Annotated in this window: 24 protein-coding genes; all 24 read left to right on the top strand. The window is 66.5% G+C overall.

Annotated elements, in window-relative coordinates; genetic code table 11:
* Positions 1 to 120 precede the first annotated feature (120 nt).
* The 24 genes from ACWDZ7_RS29875 to ACWDZ7_RS29760 all read left to right on the top strand — a co-directional run bounded on the left by ACWDZ7_RS29875 (position 121) and on the right by ACWDZ7_RS29760 (position 20,618).
* Positions 121 to 1,941: an AAA family ATPase gene (locus ACWDZ7_RS29875; RefSeq protein ID WP_451801231.1), complete on the top strand. Its 1,821-nt coding sequence runs from the start codon at positions 121 to 123 to the stop codon at positions 1,939 to 1,941.
* A gap of 106 nt (positions 1,942 to 2,047) precedes the next feature.
* On the top strand, positions 2,048 to 2,299 hold the full coding sequence (locus tag ACWDZ7_RS29870) for a hypothetical protein (protein WP_451801229.1): 252 nt from the start codon (positions 2,048 to 2,050) through the stop codon (positions 2,297 to 2,299).
* 312 nt (positions 2,300 to 2,611) lie between these two features.
* On the top strand, positions 2,612 to 5,404 hold the full coding sequence (locus ACWDZ7_RS29865; protein ID WP_451801228.1) for a UvrD-helicase domain-containing protein: 2,793 nt from the start codon (positions 2,612 to 2,614) through the stop codon (positions 5,402 to 5,404).
* Positions 5,405 to 5,792: 388 nt separating this feature from the next.
* The gene (locus tag ACWDZ7_RS29860) at positions 5,793 to 6,047 is read left to right on the top strand and encodes a hypothetical protein (RefSeq protein WP_451801226.1); all 255 of its coding nucleotides are present in this window, start codon (positions 5,793 to 5,795) and stop codon (positions 6,045 to 6,047) included.
* 179 nt (positions 6,048 to 6,226) lie between these two features.
* Positions 6,227 to 6,640 carry an SsgA family sporulation/cell division regulator gene (locus ACWDZ7_RS29855; RefSeq protein ID WP_451801225.1) on the top strand — a complete coding sequence of 138 codons (414 nt, stop codon included), beginning with the start codon at positions 6,227 to 6,229 and terminating at the stop codon, positions 6,638 to 6,640.
* Positions 6,641 to 6,855: 215 nt separating this feature from the next.
* Positions 6,856 to 6,984: a hypothetical protein gene (locus tag ACWDZ7_RS29850; protein WP_451801223.1), complete on the top strand. Its 129-nt coding sequence runs from the start codon at positions 6,856 to 6,858 to the stop codon at positions 6,982 to 6,984.
* A 279-nt stretch (positions 6,985 to 7,263) separates the two neighbouring features.
* On the top strand, positions 7,264 to 8,346 hold the full coding sequence (locus ACWDZ7_RS29845) for an AAA family ATPase (protein ID WP_451801221.1): 1,083 nt from the start codon (positions 7,264 to 7,266) through the stop codon (positions 8,344 to 8,346).
* A 96-nt stretch (positions 8,347 to 8,442) separates the two neighbouring features.
* A complete protein-coding gene (locus tag ACWDZ7_RS29840) occupies positions 8,443 to 8,613 on the top strand; it encodes a hypothetical protein (RefSeq protein ID WP_451801219.1) in 171 nt (56 codons plus the stop codon).
* Positions 8,614 to 8,618: 5 nt separating this feature from the next.
* The gene (locus ACWDZ7_RS29835; RefSeq protein ID WP_451801218.1) at positions 8,619 to 8,981 is read left to right on the top strand and encodes an HNH endonuclease; all 363 of its coding nucleotides are present in this window, start codon (positions 8,619 to 8,621) and stop codon (positions 8,979 to 8,981) included.
* Positions 8,982 to 9,805: 824 nt separating this feature from the next.
* Complete coding sequence (locus tag ACWDZ7_RS29830; protein WP_451801216.1) at positions 9,806 to 10,291, top strand: hypothetical protein; 486 nt, start codon at positions 9,806 to 9,808, stop codon at positions 10,289 to 10,291.
* Positions 10,257 to 10,643 (top strand): zinc finger domain-containing protein, encoded by a 387-nt coding sequence (locus ACWDZ7_RS29825; RefSeq protein ID WP_451801215.1) that lies wholly within the window; start codon positions 10,257 to 10,259, stop codon positions 10,641 to 10,643. The genes ACWDZ7_RS29830 and ACWDZ7_RS29825 overlap by 35 nt, the downstream gene beginning before the upstream one ends.
* Positions 10,640 to 12,013 carry a hypothetical protein gene (locus ACWDZ7_RS29820; protein WP_451801214.1) on the top strand — a complete coding sequence of 458 codons (1,374 nt, stop codon included), beginning with the start codon at positions 10,640 to 10,642 and terminating at the stop codon, positions 12,011 to 12,013. Before ACWDZ7_RS29825 ends, ACWDZ7_RS29820 begins: the two co-directional genes overlap by 4 nt.
* Positions 12,014 to 12,366: 353 nt before the next feature.
* Positions 12,367 to 12,834, top strand: coding sequence for a cell envelope biogenesis protein OmpA (locus ACWDZ7_RS29815; RefSeq protein WP_451801212.1), 468 nt, complete (start codon positions 12,367 to 12,369; stop codon positions 12,832 to 12,834).
* Positions 12,835 to 13,076: 242 nt separating this feature from the next.
* A complete protein-coding gene (locus ACWDZ7_RS29810) occupies positions 13,077 to 13,301 on the top strand; it encodes a hypothetical protein (protein WP_451801211.1) in 225 nt (74 codons plus the stop codon).
* 1 nt (position 13,302) lies between these two features.
* On the top strand, positions 13,303 to 13,755 hold the full coding sequence (locus ACWDZ7_RS29805) for a helix-turn-helix domain-containing protein (RefSeq protein WP_451801209.1): 453 nt from the start codon (positions 13,303 to 13,305) through the stop codon (positions 13,753 to 13,755).
* Positions 13,756 to 13,898: 143 nt separating this feature from the next.
* Positions 13,899 to 14,093 (top strand): hypothetical protein, encoded by a 195-nt coding sequence (locus tag ACWDZ7_RS29800; RefSeq protein ID WP_451801207.1) that lies wholly within the window; start codon positions 13,899 to 13,901, stop codon positions 14,091 to 14,093.
* A gap of 118 nt (positions 14,094 to 14,211) precedes the next feature.
* The gene (locus tag ACWDZ7_RS29795) at positions 14,212 to 15,264 is read left to right on the top strand and encodes a hypothetical protein (protein WP_451801206.1); all 1,053 of its coding nucleotides are present in this window, start codon (positions 14,212 to 14,214) and stop codon (positions 15,262 to 15,264) included.
* Positions 15,265 to 15,287: 23 nt separating this feature from the next.
* Positions 15,288 to 15,971, top strand: coding sequence for a hypothetical protein (locus tag ACWDZ7_RS29790; protein WP_451801205.1), 684 nt, complete (start codon positions 15,288 to 15,290; stop codon positions 15,969 to 15,971).
* Entirely contained in the window at positions 15,964 to 16,719 is a 756-nt protein-coding gene (locus tag ACWDZ7_RS29785; protein WP_451801203.1) for a hypothetical protein, read from the top strand. The genes ACWDZ7_RS29790 and ACWDZ7_RS29785 overlap by 8 nt, the downstream gene beginning before the upstream one ends.
* Positions 16,720 to 16,934: 215 nt before the next feature.
* The gene (locus ACWDZ7_RS29780) at positions 16,935 to 17,687 is read left to right on the top strand and encodes a hypothetical protein (protein WP_451801201.1); all 753 of its coding nucleotides are present in this window, start codon (positions 16,935 to 16,937) and stop codon (positions 17,685 to 17,687) included.
* On the top strand, positions 17,668 to 17,940 hold the full coding sequence (locus tag ACWDZ7_RS29775; RefSeq protein ID WP_451801199.1) for a hypothetical protein: 273 nt from the start codon (positions 17,668 to 17,670) through the stop codon (positions 17,938 to 17,940). The genes ACWDZ7_RS29780 and ACWDZ7_RS29775 overlap by 20 nt, the downstream gene beginning before the upstream one ends.
* A gap of 402 nt (positions 17,941 to 18,342) precedes the next feature.
* Entirely contained in the window at positions 18,343 to 18,750 is a 408-nt protein-coding gene (locus ACWDZ7_RS29770) for a hypothetical protein (protein WP_451801198.1), read from the top strand.
* Positions 18,710 to 19,255: a hypothetical protein gene (locus tag ACWDZ7_RS29765; RefSeq protein ID WP_451801197.1), complete on the top strand. Its 546-nt coding sequence runs from the start codon at positions 18,710 to 18,712 to the stop codon at positions 19,253 to 19,255. The genes ACWDZ7_RS29770 and ACWDZ7_RS29765 overlap by 41 nt, the downstream gene beginning before the upstream one ends.
* An 82-nt stretch (positions 19,256 to 19,337) precedes the next feature.
* Positions 19,338 to 20,618, top strand: coding sequence for an IS701 family transposase (locus ACWDZ7_RS29760; RefSeq protein ID WP_451801195.1), 1,281 nt, complete (start codon positions 19,338 to 19,340; stop codon positions 20,616 to 20,618).
* Positions 20,619 to 20,650 lie beyond the last annotated feature (32 nt).

Genomic DNA, 20,650 nt, shown 5'->3' with positions numbered 1-20,650 from the left:
CACGCCGAGCGACCCGCACCGTAGGAGGACCCGATGGGTCTCAGTAAGTTCACGCCCGGCGGCTCCGACGACGACAAGGGCCACGGCGGTGGCGGCGGCTTCCCTCCGCAGTTCCCGTCCGTGGGACTGCCGTCCAGCGGTGGCAGCGCCGACGACGTCAAGGAGCTCCTCGTCGACTACAACGAGAAGTTCAAGAACGCCGATCCGACCATGTTCCGTGACACGCTCATCGGACAGGTCCTCTCGGTCATCATCAGCAAGACCAAGCCCAACGCTCTGCTGGTCGGTTCCGCCGGCGTCGGCAAGACGAAGATCGTCGAGGACATCGCCCGGCGCATCGCGCTCGGTGACACCCTCATCCCGGACCAGCTCAAGGACCACACGATCTACGAGCTGCCCATCACCAACATCATTGCCGGGACCGGCGTCGTTGGTTCACTGGAGGAGAGGGTCAAGGCGATCGTCGAGTTCGCCTCGGATCCCATGAACAAGGCCATCTTGTTCATGGACGAGATCCATCAGATCACCGGAGGGTCTGGCAGCCGTGGCGACGCCGTCGGCCGCAAGATCTCGCAGATCCTCAAGCCGGCCTTGGCTGGCGGTGACATGTCCGTCATCGGCGCGACCACCAGCACCGAGTCTCGGGCCTTCGACGAGGACCCGGCCTTCGCCCGCCGTTTCACCCGGCTCATCGTCGACGAGCTGAGCGTGGAACAGACGCTGGCAGTGATGACCACGGTCCGGCCCGGCCTGATGGCGCACTACCGTCACCAGATCGGGGTCTCCGACGACGTCCTGGCCTCGGTGGTGCAGATCGCCGAAGCAAACTCCCGGGCCGGCCAGCACCGGCCGGACAATGCCATCACCCTGCTCGACCGCGCGATGGCTGACCGGGTCTTGGAGCAGAAGAAGCTCATCGTCCAGGCCGAGAACGCCGGCGACACGGCACTCGCGCAGACCTTGCGGTCCATCCCGCAGGTGCCGCTGACCAAAACCCGTGTGCTCGATGTGGCCAAGCGCCTGATGACCGGAAACGCCCAGCGCAAGGACCTCGACGTTGCCGCGCTGCGCGCCACGCTCACGAGCCGCCTGCAGGGCCAGGACGACGTGCTCGCCAAGCTCACGGACCGTCTGGGCCGCGAAGAGCTCGACCCGTTCCCGACGAAGACGCCCACGACGTGGCTGTTCGCCGGGGCCTCGGGAGTGGGTAAGACCGAGGCAGTCAAGATCATCGCTGAGGAGATAACCGGCACCGAGCCGATCATCCTCAACATGACCGAATTCCACAGCGAATGGTCGACGTCGAAGATCATCGGTTCACCTCCCGGCTACGTCGGATCGGACTCCAACCAGGAGCTCCCGTTCGACACGCTGGAGTCCAACCCCCACCGGGTGATCCTGCTCGACGAGTTCGAGAAGGCCGACAAGGCCGTGCAGCGCCTGTTCCTCTCGGCGTTCGACGAAGGCTACATCCGCAACGCCCATGGCAAGATGCTGGACTTCTCCAAGGCCCTGGTCATCTGCACGACCAACGCCGCCCGTGATTCGCTCGACGGCAAGATGATCGGCTTCGGCAACAACCCCAAGACCATCTCGAACCAGAGTCTCAACAAGGCACTGGCGCAGTTCTTCGACGCCGAGCTGCTGGGCCGGTTCTCACTGGTTGTGGGGTTCAACCCCATCGACCGGCAGACCTACCGGCAGATCATGGCCGCCGACTACGAGCGGCAGCGTGAGCGGATCGTCGAGGCCAAGCCGCGGCTGGCCCAGGCGCTGCCCGCGTCGATGCCCGACGACGAACTGCGCGCCATCGAAGAGACCACCTACGTGGCCTCCCAGGGCGCGCGGCCGGCGCGCAAGGCTGTTCGCACCTGGATTGAGGACTACCTGCTCGCTGCCCCCACCGGCGGCACAGCCTCGGCATCCCCGTCGGATGACTGAGCAGGCGTCCACATCGCACCGAGCGCTCCTGTTGTGGATGTTCCGGAACGGGAGAGCTCTGCGTACCTCACCCTCACGCCCTCATTGCTCAGAAAGGGGGACAGCCATGTCCACCATGCTCCCCGAACCTCTGCTCCAAGAGCACCGAAGGCGAGCCATGGAGCTCTCTGCCGCGGCCCGAGCGAACCTCACCACCCATGTCCGGAGCACCGATGAACTCCGCGAACTGGGCCTCATGCTCGGCCTGTTCGAGGTCGATTCCGCAGGATCCCTCGTCACGGCCTGTCCCTGGGACCTCGATGCCGGCGATGCTGCCGTCGATGGTGCCGACCGGCGCTCGGACTCGACCTCGAAGTGAGGTGAGTTGCCGCTGATAAACGACCACGCGCCTGGGTAGCGCGCGGTGTCCGGGGTGTGGCTTCGCCACATACCCCGGATTCAGGGGCCTAACGGCCCCTGACGGGTGGGTTGAGAGGAACACGGGCGGGGCTCGTCGGCTGACGAGAGCCCCGCCCGTGTTCGTACCTGCACCCATGGTCCAACCCTGTCGTTGCGCCTCGCTCGCCCTCTGGCATTCGACTGACTATTCATCTCTTGTAAGCATTGCTATGCGACATGATTCACGCCTTCTCTCAATCCTCCTCTCGACCCACTGAAGAAAGGCAGCGCCATGCCTGTCCTGCTTGATGACCTCGACCTCTCGGCCAATGCCGTTGTTCAGAAGGCCGTCGACCCGAAGTTCTTCTCCGCGAAGCTCACCGGCAACGGCAAGAAGATCGGCCTGCTCAACGAGTCCCTGCTGCCGGTCAACACTGCCACCAACACCGCCTACGCCATGGCTACCGACATCGAGGTCAAGCAGAGCTCGACGCAGCACGACATCACCACGACGTCGATCCCGCTCGCGCCGATCACGCACCGTGCCCTGAACGCTGGCGGGTCCTTCACCCTGCCGAACCCACACGTCGACGACCGCTTCGCTGTCGACACCTCGTCCAACCGATTCGACGACTGGGACGTCGTCTTCGACATGACCCCGCAGGCCCTCGTGTTCTACGAGGACAAGTCCGGCGGCAAGTCCACGCGCGACCTCGTCATCCAGTACCGGATGGAGCTGTACCTCTTCAAGCAGGGGCAGCCCGAGCCGGAGTACGCGACCGCCGTCCCGCGCTTGCCCGCCTACGGCAACCACGACGCCGCCGTGTTCCTGCAGTGGGACACCAGCCCGCTGGAGAACGCCCGTGACTACGTCCAGGACGTGCTCACATCCGCCGGCCTGACGGCCTCCAACCTCGGCGATGAGTTCGACGAGTGGATGCACCAGTACTCGATCTACGAGCGCATCACGCGCCTGGCCCAGATCTGGGACTCCGAGGCGATCGCCGACGAGGTCTGCCGCTACATCCAGGACATGCCCGCGGGCCCGACGGAGGAGCAGCTGAACATGCTCGCCGTCCAGCTGCGCTACCTGGAGAACTACAACGTCCCGCTGGAGGCCTACCGCCAGATCCACAAGCAGGTGGATGCGACCTTCTCCGACCAGATCGCCACGAAGCTGTCGAAGCAGAACCTCAGCCTGCTCATGAACCACACGCTCGACTACCTGGAGCAGATGAAGCCTCAGCTGATGGTGCCTGCGCAGCCGGCCACGCCTCCGAATCTGCCGCCCCACCTGTCCAAGCAGCAGCTCGACGCGCTCACCACGCACGAGCCGCTGGTGATGACGCAAGCGGGAGCCGGCACCGGCAAGTCGACCGTGATCCTCGAACGGATCAAGTACCTCGAAGCCTGCGGCGTCCCCGCCTCGGACATCACGGTGCTCTCGTTCACCAACGCCGCAGCCGACAACATCACGGAGAAGAACCCGGACGTCGGCTCGATGACGATCGCCAAGATGATCATCGACATCTACTCGATGAACCATCCGAGGCACAAGGTCTCGGTGATCGACACCATCATCAACTCGATCGACATCTTCTACCCGAGCAGCCAGTTCGCGGCGACGTTCCGCCACCGCCTGCTGGAGGTCGACCAGAACAGGACCGGTGCCTTCACGGCCCTGAACACCTTCGTCGAGAGCCACTTCGACGAGGTGATCGCCCTGCTCGACCGCATCGAGCAGACGTCGCTGGAGCTGCAGATCATCATCTGCTACCAGAAGATCGACGACATGGCCGAGCCGGCCCACGTACAGTCGAAGTACCTCATCATCGACGAGGTACAGGACAACAGCGTGTTTGAGTTCATCTACGTGCTGAAGTACATCACCAAGCACGCTCAGTCCCTGTTCATCGTCGGCGATGCCTCGCAGACGCTGTACGAGTTCCGCTCAGCGAACCCGCGTGCGCTCAACACGCTGGAGGGCTCGGGGGTCTTCGCGACCTTCAAGCTCACGACGAACTACCGGAGCAATCAGGAGATCCTGGACTTCGCGAACGTCGTGCTCGGCGGCCTGGAGACCAACCAGTTCGCCAACATCCAGTTGCAGGCGAACTCGCTCGCCATGCCTACGGCCGACTCGTTCCAGGAGAAGGTCACCCTGGAGTACCGCGAGGTGGCCAGACTCACTGGGTTCGTCACCCAGGACCTGCAGGCGATCGTGCGCAACACGGTCATCCCCGAATACGTGGACAAGTGCCTGGACCGGGGCGAGCAGGTGGCCTTCCTGGCCTTCTCGCGCCGCGAGGTGTCCTTGATCCAGGATGTGCTCGAAAAGCGCTACCCCAACCGCCGCGTCGCCTCTCTGGTCAGCGATCGCGTCTACGCCACGGACATCTTCTCGAAGTACATCAAGTTCTTCTGGAACGACGTCCTGCAGGCACCGCCGACCAACGCAGCGTTCGTGGTCTCCCAGGGGATCAAGGACAACATGGACAAGCTGACGAAGAACGCTGCCAACGCCAACGTTGAGAAGGCGATCCTGCGCTCCGAGTGGTGGATCGAGAACAGCGCGACTATCAACGGCTGGGTCACGCTCTGCCACCAGGGCACGCTCACGCACAAGGCGTTCTTCGATCGACTGCGCGACAACCTGCTCTCCTTCGAGATTCAGCGGAACCAGCAGAAGCTGAACATCAACAAGCAGAAGAACCAGGAGCGCAAGCGGAAGAACCTCGAGTCCAAGGCCGACCTGGTCGTTTCGACGATCCACGGTGCCAAGGGTCTCGAATTCGACAACGCTGTCGTCCTCTACAGGGAGGACACGAAGATGACCCAAGACAGCAAGCGGATGTTCTACGTCGCCTTCACCCGTGCCATGAAGAGCCAGTACGTACTCGGCTACGGCACCGTGAAGAACCCGCCGATCCAGAGCAGTTACGAGCAGATCGTGACGGCTCTGACCGAGCGCGACAAGAGGAACGCCGCTCGCGCCCTCGGCATCGATCCGCATCTCCTGGACGACAACGACAGCGCTGCTCCCGGCAGCACCGACGACCGCTCCGCGGCCACCGCGGCCGTCTGACCAACCGCCGCCACCACCCCATGCCGCAGGGGCGGGTGTCTCGCTCGTCGAGAACGCCCGCCCCTGCGGTCTTCCACACTTCACACCCCTGAATGACGCAGCCCGAAGGCGCACGCCATGACCGTCTTCGGCACACAGGGCGCCTGCGACGACCCCGCCCCCGGCGAGCACGGCTCAGGACTTGCGGACCAGCCCCAGGTGCCAGGCCGGTGAACGGACTGTCCAAAGGCCCAACTTGACGACCTCAATCAACCCCGCAGCCGGGCGCACCAGTTGTACCTGCGCCAACTCGCCCTCTACCTATGGCACAGCCGGCAGCTCCTCGCCGACTGGGACCACTACTCCAGCCGACACTCCGACCCCGAGACCTTCCAGCCTCACGACGAGGATGCGTACGGGCGACGGCAGCAGCAGCGCGACGCCCGACACCCTGTCTGCCTTCGGCCGGGTGTTCCACCACGCCGACGAGCTCGTGCACGTCACCGAGCAGCAGCTCGCCCGGCTGGCTCCCTCCGACCGGACCCGGCGCTACGCCTGGCAGGTGCGGGAATTACGCGAGGCCACCCAACACCTGTACGCCGTCCAGGACGAGTGGCGCTCAGTGCGCAACGAGCTGCTCAAGAGCGCCTGGCCCGGCACGTAGGCGTACGACGAACCGCTCGCCGAGAGCCATGCCGAAGCCTGGCACTACCTCGACCAATGGGCCGTCCACGGCGAGGTTTTCTTCGCCATCAACGCCCTGGCAGAACGCCAGGCGTAGCCGCGTTGCCTGCCGTCGCCCGCCTCCACCACGCTTTCCCGCCGAAGAACAGGAATCCGCCCATGGGCTTTCCCGGCCTGGAACTGAAGACCCGCATGACGCTCGTGGCCGACGCGGACACGCGTGTGTTCGTCCCCGTGCGGCTGTACTACATGGACACCGACCCTTACGCGGTGCAGGTCTCCTTCTATGTCACGCCCGACCAGGTGGTCCGGTGGACGTTCGCCCGGGAACTGCTCGCCCAGGGCATCACGACTCCCGCCGGGCTCGGCGACGTGAAGATCACCCCGGTCGGCCCGCTTCAGAACCGCAGCCTCAGCATCGAACTGGAGTCCCCCGCAGGATACGCACGCCTCGAAGTGGCGGCAGCCCCCATCAAGGAGTGGCTCCACAAGACCTACGCGGCCGTAGCCGCAGGCCAGGAGTCCAAGGCCGTCGACATCGACAGCCTCCTCGACGAACTTCTGACCCACTGACAGCGAAAGCCGAGCACGGGCCCGGCACAAGAAATCCCACACCGCTATGTCACACGGGCAGCGCGCAGCACACCTCTACGCATGACCCACCCGCCAGTACACCCACAAGGACGCCGAGACCAGCCTCCGCAAGAACGACCGCCTCGGCGGCAGTGCCGCCGTCTACCTCGTGATCGACCGCTCCCTCTCGATGGAGCAGGTGCGGGACCACCACCGTGCGCGTCTTCAAGGGATACAAGACACCCGCGAAGTGGGAGCTGCGGCTGAAGGACGGCAATGCGACCGACTGGGAGACCGTCTCGCGCGAGGAGTACGACAGCGTCGACATGGGCGAGCGCTTCTGAACTGAACGACTCAAGGGTATCGCCGGGCCTGCGTCGACTCGCGGCATGACGCAGGACACTACGACCACGCGGCCGCGGAGACCAGTCACGTTCAACCCCGCCGCGAACCTGGCGCCGCGCCGCCAACACGCCTGATGCCGGCCACCGTCACCCTCAGCGAATCCATGCTCGATGAGGGCGAGGGCGTCTACCACCCGGACAGCAGCGTGCTGCCCATGCGTTGAGCACCGTTGTGCTGAGACCACCACCCACATCCTCCCGCGAAAGCGAGAAGTCTTCATGCCCGCATCCACGATCGTCGCCTCCGGCGGGGAGTTTCGCCTCTACGGGGACTCCGTGCAGACCTTCGCTGATCTGCCCGTCGCCACCTACACGATCGCCTTCTCTCAGATGACCGGCTACAGCCTGCGCCAGACGGAGCCGCTGGCATCCGCCGAGGAGACCGTCTACGGCAGCCACGCCTCCCGTGTGCAGCGGATCGTCACCGGCTACTCCGCCATGGACCGCTCGCTCGGCGTCATCCTCTCCGGCGACAAGGGCATGGGTAAGAGCCTCATGCTCCGCCTGCTCACCGAGCGGATGCGCGAGGAGCACAAGCTGCCCACCGTGCTCGTGCAGCACGACACGCCGGGGTTGGCCGCCTTCCTCGACGAGCTGGGTGAAGTCGTCGTCGTCTTCGATGAGTTTGAGAAGATCTTCTCCAACGAGGACGGCGAGTCGCAGAACCAGTTCCTGAGCCTGTTCGACGGGCTGAGCACGACGAAGCGCCTATACGTCCTGTCGGTCAACGAGCTGCAGCGCGTCAACGACTACATGCTCAACCGCCCCGGACGCTTCCACTACCACATGCGCTTCGCCTACCCCGAGCCCGAGACGGTGGCCACCTACCTGCGCGACCAGGTGCCCGGAGTGGCCGAGAAGCAGGTGGCCGAGATCGTCGACTTCTCCCGGAAGTACGACATCAACTTCGACCACCTGCGGGCGATCGCCTTCGAGCTGCGCTTGGGCGAGTCGTTCGCTGGGGTGATAGGCGACCTGAACATCAAGCGCAGCGAGCACGCAGGCTCGCGGATCGAGGCCCACATCACCTGGAAGAACGGCGACACCGACGTCTTCGATGGCCGTGTCGATCTGTTCAACAGCGACAGCCTGCAGGCCATCAACGACTGGGACATTGGCACTGGGCTGCAGTTCCGCATGCGCGACGCCGTTCCGTCCGAGGACGGCTACCAGCTCCCGAATGGTGCCTTCACGCTCACCGACCTCCGCGACGAGGACGACAGGTCGCCCGACGACGAGAAGGACCTGCGTGCCGCCGCGGTGATCCTGCGCCGTCCCCCGAAGTACTCCATCGATTTCTGAGGACGCCCCCATCCGAACCGTCAAGGAGCCACTCCGGTCTCCTCGGCGGTTCGCTGTCTGGCTCACGCGTTCCTGTACAGAAAGCAGCCCTCGACCATGTCCAAGTACCGCGTCGTCTCCGAGCCCGGCCCCGGCGCAGAGCATCGTGAGCCCCGAAGGGCCAACCTTTGCCTCGGCAAGGGCCGTCTCGTCACGGTCATCGACTTCGAGGAGCTGTTCTGGGCGACCAGGCGTGAGCCGATCTCCTTCGGCAACGACCTGCACTGAGAGCCATGCAGCCAGACCCGACTATGCTGCTCGCCTGCCTGGCCGTTGCCGCGCTCGGCATCCTGTGCCTCGCCATCGGCGTTGGCCGTAAGCGGCGCTGGCGGGACCCCACCCGGCTTTTCAGCTGGTCCCAGAAGCAGCAGCTCATCCGCCAGGCCAACGGCCGGTGCGAGCACAAGCCGCCCCTCTGGTTCCGGTGCCCGGCACCGGGGACCGAGGCCGATCACATACACCCCTGGAGCCGTGGCGGGCCGACGCAACTGTGGAACGGCCAGCTGCTATGCCGCCGGCACAACCGGCGGAAGTCCAGCCGCGTGCCGAGCCCCCTCTACCGCTGGCGTCTCGCGCGCCGGCGCAAGAAGTACTGACATGGCACCAGAGTGAGTACACGATGCCCTCGAAGCGGCGCTCACGCGGTTCGTGAAGTGTGAGTGTGCCGTCACCGCGGCGGCGAAGTAGGCCGCCGCGAAGTGGCGGCGGATTCACTTCCACGGCAACCGCAAGCTGTCCACCCCCGAGGCGCCGCTTTTCGACCAGGAGACGCGCCGCCGCTGGTGTGGCATGCCGCGCCATGACTGGCCCGGCAAGGACGGCCACGCACCCCACCCATGTGACGCACGAGGAAATGGTCGGTGACCGCACAGCTACCGGTGCCGATACGGTGCGCGGGCCGTCCAACTCTGGGCGGCCTGGTCGTCCCGTGGATCACGCTGCACGCTGGCGGCCGGTACCTGTTCGGGGCGCTCGACAAAGATCGGCGCGACCAGGCACTGGCCGAGCGTCGCTGCCAGGTGTGCGGGCAGGGCTTCGATGAGTGGATCTGCCTCGCGGTGCGGCCTTCTGATGTGCGCGTCGGGGACACCAGCGAGCCCGGCATGCACCCAGAATGTCTCGCGTACAGCATGCGCGCCTGTCCGATGTTGATCTCCCGTCAGTTCGCCATTTCTGAAGCACTGTTCTACCGGAACCCACGAGGCAGAGCACGAAACGGACAGCCTAGGCCGTCGAGTTCTCGAATCCCAGGACGTTCCCCCTGGAGCACGGCATGAGTCCTCGGGTCTGCCGCAAGGGCCGTAAGCGACCGATCCCGTTCGACTGCAAGTTGGGCACCGATCACTGAGGTGCCTGTAGCCCCTTCACCCACCGGCCCAGCTCACCCAAGAACCCTGCCGACCACGCCGCTCTCCTCGCAATGAGTAAGGGCAATCGTCAGCTCGCGGCCGGACTTGAGCTCGGCACGTACGAGAGGAAGAGGGTGGAAAGGCTCGCCGGATGGGAGTGGGCAACCATCGCCGTCATCGCCTCCTGGGCGGTGCGCGCCGCCACGGCCCGTGAGCCGGCCCTGACCGTCGCCCTGCCGTCCCGGTTCGACGCGACCCTGACCGAGGTGGACCGGCACCTGCGCCGCATCCTCGCCGAGGACACGTACTTGCGCTACCAGCAGGCCATAGGCGGTGCGGCCGTCCGAGAAGCCGCCCAGGACATCGCGGACGACTCCTGGAGCCTGCGAATGCGCAGGGCCTCGGAACTGATCGATCCCGCCGAGAACGGCGGCCCGTATCCGTCGCAGCTCCAGTGCTCGCAGCACAACGGCTTCGGCCCCTGCCCCACGGCGCCCCCTACTGGACCCCAAAGGATTCCTGATGACCGACCTGACCCCGAACGACTTGCGGCGTAAGAACCTGCCGCCGCTCGCCGTCGCGTGCCCGGACTGCGGCTCGGCGGCCGGCGAACTGTGCACGAGTCACGGCGGCACCCGCGCCCGCAACTCCCAGGTGCACCGCGGACGTTCCGCCGCATGGAACCAGGCCCGGATCGACGGCAACCCAACCGTCCGCCTCATCCTCGACGCCACCAAGACCCGGCGGGGCATGCACGGCACGCACGCCGCCGAGCTGCTCGACGCCCATGGCCACACGACCGAGGCCGAGCGGATCCGCCGCGCCTTGTCCGAACAGAACGGGCTGCTGTCCGCCAAGCAGGCCGCTGCGCTCATCCTCGACGAGGCTGAGGGAGGCAAGACCCAGTGAGCGCCCGCGACACACTCATCGGGATCCTCCGACAGTGGGCCGAGCAGCACGACGCCGCCCCCCAGACGCCCGAAGCGCTGGTGGCGGCTTCCGACGCAGAGTTGCTGCGCGAATGGTCCGTGAAGATCCGAGAGGTCGGCACCGCGAAGGGCTGGTCGGTGTGGGCTGCCGTCTACAGGGACCTCGATGCTGAGTTCGTCGACACCGACATGCCGTCGACCGAGACTCTCCTTGCCGCGCTGCGCCGCCTCGATCGCGTCTCGGTCCTGCGCGAGGTCGACGAGCAGTTCCCCGCGATGAAGCTGCCCGACGAGTTGCAGGGCATGTTCAACGCCGGTTCCCATGCCGACGCGTGGCGCCGTTGCCGGGCGATCGTCCGAGCCATGGCCAAGGAGAAGGGAAGCCGCCCAGAGCCCGAACCGCTGGTCGTGTCGCGGTACGACGTCGCCACGGAGCCCGCTCCGGAGGCAGAGCCGGCCTTCACAGTCGGCGCGGTCACCGAGGACAGGCGGCCCGTGGCGCTGTACTTCGATCCAGAGACGCGCCGGAAGATCGCGGCCTGGCTCGCACCGGGCGAGATCGCCGAGCTGGAGCGGCTGCGGGCTCGACTCAGTCGAGGCCCGGCACAGAGTCAGGACCTCACCCAGCGAATCGCCGCGCTGAAGACGGCCAACGCCCAGTGCCGGGCGGCAACGTTCGTTGCTCTCGCCCTGGCGCTGCGCGAGGAGCCGTCGTATGACCTGGTGACCAAGCTGGAGGACCTCGGAGAACTCGCGTTGACGGGTGAGCCGGATGAGATTGGAATGCTGGTAGAGCAGGTCAGTGAACTGGCTTCCGTGGACGAAGTCGCCACTCGGCTCGGTGGAGAGATTCCGTATGCGCCGGGCCCGAACAGCCAGGACGCGCCGGAGGCCCCGGCCGCTCCCGACTTCTTCCAGCCGGAGCGCACCTATCAGCGCGGACACTGGATATTCCAGTGCCTCGCCGTAGCCCCCGCGCCCCACAACGGTCAGGTCCACGCGGTCGGCTACCTCGCCCGCCAAGACGGAACCGTGACCGTGCACGGAATGAGCCCCGAGAGCTGGAAGCACGACGGCTGGACCGACAGCACGCCCCTCACTGACACCGACGTGGTCGACGCGATCGCGCTCGGCCTGGGCACATCGCGGGAGTGGCCCGGCACAGACACCCTCAAGTGGATCGCCGAGGCCATCGGCAAGGTGCGTGACGAACCCGGCAACGCTGAGCCCGTCGAGTACCTCAAGCGCTGGTCAGAGCGGTACAGCTTCGACCCGCTGTCGAGCAAGTTCCTCTCGGCGTACATCGACGAAGAGATCGGCAAGGCTGGCGAAGATGAGAACGAGGACTGACAGTGCTCGAACGACCCATAACCTGCAGCACTTGGTCAACCAGCTCAAGCACCGCCTCGAAGAGGCCGGATACGAGACCACCCAGGCCGCCGTTGGCGGAGTTCGGCTATCTGAAGAGGACCAGGGAGCGCACCGACAAGGGCACCTTTCGGCACGAGCAGGTCGTGTGTGATGACGCGGAGCTTCAGCTCAGGAGAGGAGACATGACTTCGATACCCGTGCGCTGTGTGCACCGACCCACCAGCGGTGGGTTCGTCGTTCCGGCTGTATCCATCGTCCATGACGGGCATGCAGTTTTCGGCTCTCTTGATAGCCGACGCCTACGGCGCGTCCTGCTGGGCCGGTTGTGTCAGGTGTGTGAGCAGCCGCTGACCGAGCGGTTGTACCTCATCGTCCGCCCGGCCGATGAGGAGCACGGCTATACACCAGAGGGCGCTCTCCACCCGGAGTGCTTCGCTTACACCAAGGACGAGTGCCCCGTCTTGAACGGCACCGCGCGGCGCTACCGGGACCGCTCCGTCCTGGCCACACACCCCGCCTTCCGGCCGTGCGGTGACTCGAGCTGTCCATACCCGGACAAGATCCTGCCGGGAGCAGACCAGGCAGCGCGCCTTGGGCAACTCGTCGACCGCTATGAGGCGTGGATGATCGCCCTGGACTCCTACCGGCTCGTCCTGGACAACGACGACCCGACTGTGCCGCTCGGCATCGCTCTGGACGTGCCCGTTCTGCGCCGGCGGCTGCTGCGCGAAGCGGCACTGCCGGAGAGGGCGGAAGCCCTCCTCGCCGCGTTGCGCGACCTGCTGGGCCTGCAGCCCTAACGCCGAGGTGGGCAAGCCCGTGACGCTCGGCACCTTGTGGTGGGAGCTGGAAGTGCCGCTGACGTTCGAGTGGCAGCCGCGTACGGTCGACGACCCCGGTACGGTCAACGACCGCGGGGTGGACGAGGTCTTGTGGTGAGCGACGTCCCCGACTACGTCCGTGGCCCCGGCCTCCAGCGGCCCCGCCGCCCGCAGATCACTATCTCGGCTGGCTGGGCCCCGTACCCATGAACCAAGTGCAGGTGCACGCACGAACCTCCGTGCGTGGCGGCTGGATCGACACCGACGAGCAGGAGCTTGAACAGGGCGCCGACGGCCGACCCCGTACCCGGGACGGTCAGCCCGTCACCCGCCAGACGACGCGCCCGAGTCCTAACTGCCGCCCTGAGGCGGCCCAAGCCCTGGCCGACCCGGTCCTCACGCGCGGCCAGCAATTCTCGAAGATCCGTAAGCGCAAGGAGCGCTGACATGTCCTCAACCCCAACCACCAAGACACGTCCCCGTACGCGGTACGAGGAGCTGATCCACGACCTGGGCGACGCCGCCGACCGGACGCGGGAAGGATGGCTGACGAAGCGCACCGTCGTCGCAACCTTCCTGGAAACCGTCAAGCCTCACTTGGAGGCGGCATTCCGCCGCGGCAGGCTCGGCCGCCTGCGCGACCAGGGCCTCACGGTCCCCAGCCTGAAAGCCCCCCTCTCCGAGCGCGAAAAGGCGGTCGGCGCCCGGATGGCGCGCGGCCTGTCCAACGCGGCCATCGGCCTGGAGCTGTTCATCTCTGAGGACACGGTCAAGACCCACGCGCGCCGCCTCTTCAAGAAGATCGGCGCCCACGACCGGGCCCACGCGGTCGCCCTCCTGCTCATTCGGGGCGACATCACGGCGGCCGACGTCCTGGAGCCCCTGGATGACGACCGTTGACGCCCCCCTCTCCCGCACCTGACGCCCGCAGACAACAACCGGGCGCCCAGTCCACCTCGTCGAAACCCGGCGGCGCGGCGACGAGTACCCAGCTGCTGCACTGGCGGGCATGGTGCGGCGGCTGCCAGTTTCACAGCGCCACTGTGAACGACTGGCTCCCGGACGGCTCGTATCCCATCGAGGCGACCACGCTCACCGACACCGCGGAGTTCCAGGACTTCTCCTGGGGACACGGGTACGAGCACGAGATGCTGCTCAACACCCCCGCGAAGGAAGTGGCCGACGCCGTCCTCGTCACGCTCCCGACCCAAGAGAAGCAGAGCGTGCTGGTCAGCTGAGCCCCGTACGACAAGCCGGGGTCTCCGTTCCACGGAGGCCCCGGCTTCGTCATGCCGTCGTGCTCGCCGCCTCACCTACAACATCCCACCGCACGTCAGAAAGGGCGGCACACTCATCATGACCAAGCCGACCAACCCCTATGCCCACGCCTACGCGGACTTCCTGCGCGAAACCGCCGAGCACCAGCTCGTGGTGCTCCACGATGACGGTCTCTACCGCCATCTGCGGATCCAGAAACTCGGCACGCGCATGTGGTCCTGGGACATCACCACTTGGCCCGGGCACCTGGCCACCTCCGGCGACATCGCCGACGGCTACATGTTCACGCGCGAGTCCGACATGATCCAGTTCTTCGCGCGCAACGACAGCCAGCAGAGCTACTACTCCGACGGCGCGCCGAGCATCGACGTGCGCTACTGGGCCGAGAAGCTCTGCGGCGGCCGTTCGTACGAGGTGAAAAACTACGACGCCGACGTGTTCCTGCAGTTGGTGCGCGAGCACCTGGAGCAGCACGAAGAGCTCGGCAGCGAGGCGCAGGAGTTCCGCGAGAAGAAGCTCGCGCTGCTGAAGACGCTCCATGCCATGCGAAGCCTCGACGAGACTGCCTCCCAGACCCTTCTCGAGGCGCACTGGCGCGCCTGCGCAACGCTCACGAACGCCGAATGGCAGAGCGGCTACACAAGCGGACGCCTGGTCCAACTGGATCGCGAGGCTGCCCATACCGCCTTCCAGGCGCTCTGGAGCACTGACGGCCTCTCCAACGAGCAGCACAACCGCCTGATAAAGGATCACGACTGGTACGAGCTCGGAGACACCGACATCGCCCAGCAGTCACCGGCGGAGCGCCGGCAGGAGATCCTCGACGACGCGAAGTGGCACGCCGACAGCGAGTCCGAGGCGCACAAGTGGCTCCAGGATCAGAGCGAGATCTTCGGCGAGGACACCTGGGAGTGGGACCTGCGCGACAACGACATCCACTTCCTGTTCACCTGCTACTGCATCGACCTGGCCGTGCGGCACTATCACGAGTACCAGGCCCAGCAGGCTGCCCTACCTGAGTCCACGCGCCTCAGCAGCCGCGTCTTTGGCTTCCTGGTGCGCGGCTTCCGTGCGCTCGGCCGTCCGCGACGGCGGAGTGGCCGCCCGACGACCGAGGCGGTGCAGTCATGAGCCGCCGGCCTGTCCAGGACCCAGTGATTGACGCAGCGCAGGGCGATGAGATCCACCCCGCCTTCGGCGTCGCGGTCGTGACGCGGAGGAGCGGCGGGGGTCGTTCGCTGTTCCAGTCCGACCTCCTCCACAACGAGACCATCGCGCTCTCAGTCCGCGAGGCCACGCGCAAGCGCGACCTCAGCCACGACTGGGTCCATCCGGGCCGAGAGCTCGTGGAGATCGAGATGAGCCTCGCCCAGTGGGGCTCGCTCGTGTCGTCCATGGGGCTCGGCAGCGGCGTGCCGGTGACCATTCGGCGTACCGAGCACAACGCCTTCGTACCCGAGATCCCTCATCAGCCCCGTACGGCCGAAAGCCTGCGGGAGGTCCGCGAGGTCACCGACCGGATGTACGCCCGCGTCAAGGCCGCCACGGCGGCACTGCACGAAGCGATCCACGAGAAGAAGGGCGTGAGGGCCACCAAGGAAGCACTCAGCGCACTGGAGAACGCCGTCGCCGGTGCCAGCAGCAACGCCCAGTTCACCGTCGACTCGCTCGTGGAGGCCGGCGAGCAGGTCGTTGCCCAGGCCCGCGCCGACATCGAGGCCCACGTCCTGGAGGTTGTCAGGCTGACAGGTGCCGAGCCCTCCATCGAAACCTCGTCATTCGATGCCCCGGCGCTGCCGGGACCCACTACCAGCCGAGGGGAGCCCACAGATGTCTGAACTCACCGCGCCTGACGCACTGTTCGACGCCGATTTCGTCGCCGCCGACGAGCACAGCCTGGCCGACCGCTTCGACTGGATCATCCAGGACGGCCAGATCATCCACGCTCCCGTCGTCGGCTGGACCTGGGTGTGCCCCACGTGCGGCGAGTCCGGAACCCTGCCGGGGGACCCTGTCCACCTCGCCTCCCCGCACGGAACACAGCACGGCGCAGGCCCGTTCAGCATCCTCGTGCCACTCCTGGTCTCCGTCATGCGCAAGTTCCCTCCGACCACGCCGTCAAGCACGAGCTACCGCGCCGAACTGCTTGCCGAAGCACCGCCTGCCATGACCGTCCGGGAGCGGCTCGCCGCCCGGGGCCCTGCCCTTCTGGGAACAGAGGTCCACCTGGCTCTATGGCACATGGCGCGCCGCCATATGGCGGAGGATCTTGTTCAGCGGTGGCGGCAGACGCGGGATGCCGCCGAGGCAGCGTGGGAAGAAGTCCTGGCCGACAAGATCCGCCGTCATCAGGCCTACCTGCACCCGGTGTACCCCATGGTGCCGGTTCTGGCACGGTTTTGGGCCGTAGACGGCAAGCACGGGCCGTTCTGGGACGGCACGGGCGTCCGACTCGTGGCCGAGGACGGCAGCGAGTTGTGCACCTTCGACCTCGGCGACAGCACCGAGACAACTGCGGCCCTTGGCGCCCTGACCGAACTCTGCCCGCCGCGGTGGGCAGAGGAGGAGCGGGACACGTTGCTCTGAGACTGCACCCGCCTGCCGGGAACGTCAGACCCCTATCTCCTGCGCACGCCCCGTAGTGCGTCCGGCCTGACGGCCGGGTGGGCGCACCGCCCGAACCGGAGACAGATCATGCCCGCACTCGATGAAACCCCTACCCCACCCCCGACGGCACCCCGGAGGCCCCGGGTTCTGTCCCGCTGCTCGTCGGCGCGCAGGTCGAGGCGTACGCCCTCGTGGTGCGCCGCCAAACCTGCGATCACCTCGCCGGGATGCTCCGCGACGGCGGCCAGATGCTGGCCGCGGACCTGGTGGAGGAAGAACGCGACATCACCGGGATATCCCGCCCCCTGGCCGCCGTCCCCGCCGTACCGAGAACGGAACACGGTGCCCGCTGCCGCCCCTTCGACTGCCGGTGCGGCTGCGACCGGGCCCAGGACTGCCTGGACTGCCACCGGTGCGTGTGCTGGCGCGTGCAGTGCTGCGCCCAGGTCGCCGCCGACTACGCCCGCGGGCAGGCCCGCAAGGCAGCTCTGCGGCAGCTCCTGGACGCCGTGGGCCCGGTGATGCTGACCGAGTTGCGGGATACCGTCGCCGAAGCCGAGGAAGCCGCCCTGCGCGACACGATCGCCCGCCGGGTCCGCTTGCTCACGCCGGCCGACGGCCCCCGCTACACGTACGCCGTCTTCGCGGCCTATGACTCCAAGCTGGGCATGGGCCACGCTGACTACCGCCTCCATGACGTGGAGCTTCAGCAAGACGAGGACAAGCACGAGGACGAGGGCGGGCCCGTGACCGTCGACCTGGACGACGATGTCCTGTCCGCCGCGCTCGGCACCCTCGTCGGGCTGCTGCGCCCCGACCAGGGCGAGGACCTCATCGTCGACCTGACCATCGAGGACCACGCCGGGCATCAGCACCCACCACACACCCGGAACACACCGATGACCCGCCGACATCGCCGAGCGTGCCGTGCGCATCACCTGGCCTGACAACGACCGCGGCGGAGCCACGCCACCACCGGACGGCTGGCAGGACCGGGCGTGGGCGCGGGAGCCGACACTGCACGGGATCGACGAAGGGTCAGTGTCCGGCTGCTCGATCCTGCGCTGGCGGGAAGATCCGCGCTCTGACGCCGAGTTGATCGGGGCGTCGCTGGCACTCGTCACCGGTGAGCCGCACGCTTCGCTGCCTGCCGCTGCGGTGTCTTCGGGAGAGGAAGCCGAGACGCACAGCGTTGAATGACTGGGCTCAGACTGTGTCCTATGTGGCGAGGCGGACGTTGTCGAGGACGCCGGCCGCGTCACGGCCGACCTGGCGCTGATGCTGTTCAACGCCCACATTCGTGACGCCTACGACGTCCCCTTGGCCCTGACGACCATGACCGAGTGGTGGCCCCGTGGCGCACGCTCGGCATCGTCTGCCTGCAAGAGGACAAGGGGAACTTCTGTAGTCACGACCGTCCATCCACCAGGGCCCGTGCCCCGGCTCCGCACCACGCGGGACTGGGGTACGGGTCTCTTCTCTCTCCTAACCGAACCGCCTATCAAAGGCGGAGTGGTCGACCATTTGAGCCATTATTGACTCGTCTAATAATGTCGTATGCGAGTCGATGACAAGCTCTTCTCGACTGATTAGGGTGAAGCTATGGCTCACAACAGCAACGCTCACGACAACGGCACTCCCGACGCCGAGCTCCCGAAGTTCTCCGTCAATGTCGTCCCGACCGACCGGCTCAGGCGTGAGGACCTCGTCGCGATGCTGACCCTCTATCGCCGCGGCGAGATCACGCCGCTGATCTTCGGCGACAACAACAAGCCCGAGGCCGCGATCATCCCCTTCGCCGCGTTCGTGCGCCTCATGAAGTACGACCACGAGGCCCACGTCCACGCTGAGGCTCCTTTCCAGGCCGAGCTCTCCCGCCGCATCCAGGAGTCCGACTCCTCCGTCGAGGCGGGCATGACCATCGAAGAGCTCGCCGAGACCCTCGGCCCGCTCGGTCAGCAGTGGGCCGATGAACATCGTGCTGCCCAGCGGGAAAAGCGTGATGAGTGAGCGTCAGCCTCCCATCCGCCTCCTGCCGACGACTGGTCTCAAGCAGGACCTCCAAACGCTCCACGACGCTGCGGTGATGCACCCTCATGGACCGGAGGACCGGCTCCTGCGCGTGGCTCTCAATCAACTGGGCCGGATCCAGCAGGGCGCGCCGAGCACGCACCCGCTGGAGTACATGCCCAGTTATCCCGACCTCTCTGATTGCGAGACCACGTACGTCGGCGCGGATCCGAATGCGAAGCCCTCGCACCGGGTCGTCTGGCGGGAGCGCGCGCCCCAGCGCCCGGGCGAGCCCGTCACCCGCGAGATCATTGCCCTGGGCGAACGCGCGAACGGGCAGGCCTACTACATGGCCGGCCAGCGCCTCGGCCGCCCCGTGGGCTTCACTCTCGCCGAGCTGGCCGCGCAGCGCGAGCCGATCGCGAGTCCCTCACGACCCCGACAGCGCTCGATCGGCAGCTTCGACACGCCATCCATGAACGAGCCCGACCTCCAGTTCGAGTGACGCGTATTTCACTTTTCTGTTCATCATTAGTAGGACTCCGTTAGGTCTTTCCGTTTTTGCTGATCAAGAGCATGTTGAAGGTGTGGATGCACATGAAGTGAGGCGTGTTCGGGCGGCGTTGGCGCTGTTCGTGGCGGACGTGTTCGCCTCGATGTCGCGTAAGGATCAGCGGGCCAAGGGCGACTGCTATCTGCGGGGCCTGATGCTGGATGGCCGCCGCAAATCGATCCAGGCGATGGCTGCGCGGCTGCCGGACGGCAACGAGCAGAATCTGCAGCAGTTTGTGAACCAGTCGACGTGGGATCCGGTGCCGGTGCAGCGCCGGGTCAACGAACGACTGCTGCCGCTGATCAGCCCGGCGGTCTGGGTCATTGATGATGTGTCGGTGCCCAAGGACGGCCGGATGTCGGTCGCGACGGCCCCGCAGTACTGCGGGGCCCTGGGCAAACGAGCCAACTGCCAGGTCGCCGTCAGTGTCCATGCGGCAAGTGAGACCGCTTCCTGTCCGCTGCAATGGCGGCTGTTCCTGCCCGAGGAGTGGGCCGGCGACCACGGCCGGCGAGCCAAGACCCTCATTCCGCCGCAGGCCACCCACCAAGAGAAGTGGCGTCTTGCTGTGGACATGCTCGATACCCTCGCCGGCTGGGGGATGACCCCGCCGGCGGTGGTCGCCGACGCCGCCTATGGCACCAACGCACCCTTGCGGGCCGCTCTCAACAACCGTCACTTGACCTACGTGCTCGCCATCCGGGCCGACACGACCGCCCATCCCTTCGACACCGAGCCACACGCCCCGGCCCGCAAGGGGCCGGTCGGCTGCTGGCCCCAGCCCCGCTACCGCGAACCCGCGCCCAAAGTGGCGGCTCTTGCAGCCGGACTCGAGCGAGAGGCCTTCACCACCCTCACCTGGCGGCATGGCTCGCGAGGGGAGTTACGTTCCCGCTTCGCCGCCGTCCGTGTCCGGCCGGCCGGCAAAGCTGTCGAGCGTCCCATCAAAGCTGCGGCTTCCGCCGAAGAAGGCTGGTGGGACGGGATCCTGCCCGATGCCTGGCTGCTGGTCGAATGGCCCGAGGGTGCCGAGGCGCCCACGGACTACTGGCTGTCCAACCTGCCGGCCCACACCCCGATCGCTGATCTGGTCCGGCTGGCCAAGGTCCGCTGGCGCATCGAGCACGACTACCGCGAACTCAAACACGGCCTCGGCCTGGATCACTTCGAAGGGCGATCCTGGCCCGGCTGGCACCACCACGTCACCCTGGTGACCGCCGCCCATGCCTTCCTCACCGAACGGCGTCTGTCCCCAAAAGCACCCGGGCTGGACTCACCCTCTACCAGATCCTCGACACTCTCCAGAACACCCTGAGGTGCTGGACCGGCATCTGCACCACCTGTTAT

This window comes from Streptomyces sp. NPDC003032 (assembly GCF_053591415.1).
The sequence above is the reverse complement of the archived record's forward strand: the minus strand, read 5'-3'. Positions and strand labels throughout refer to the sequence as shown.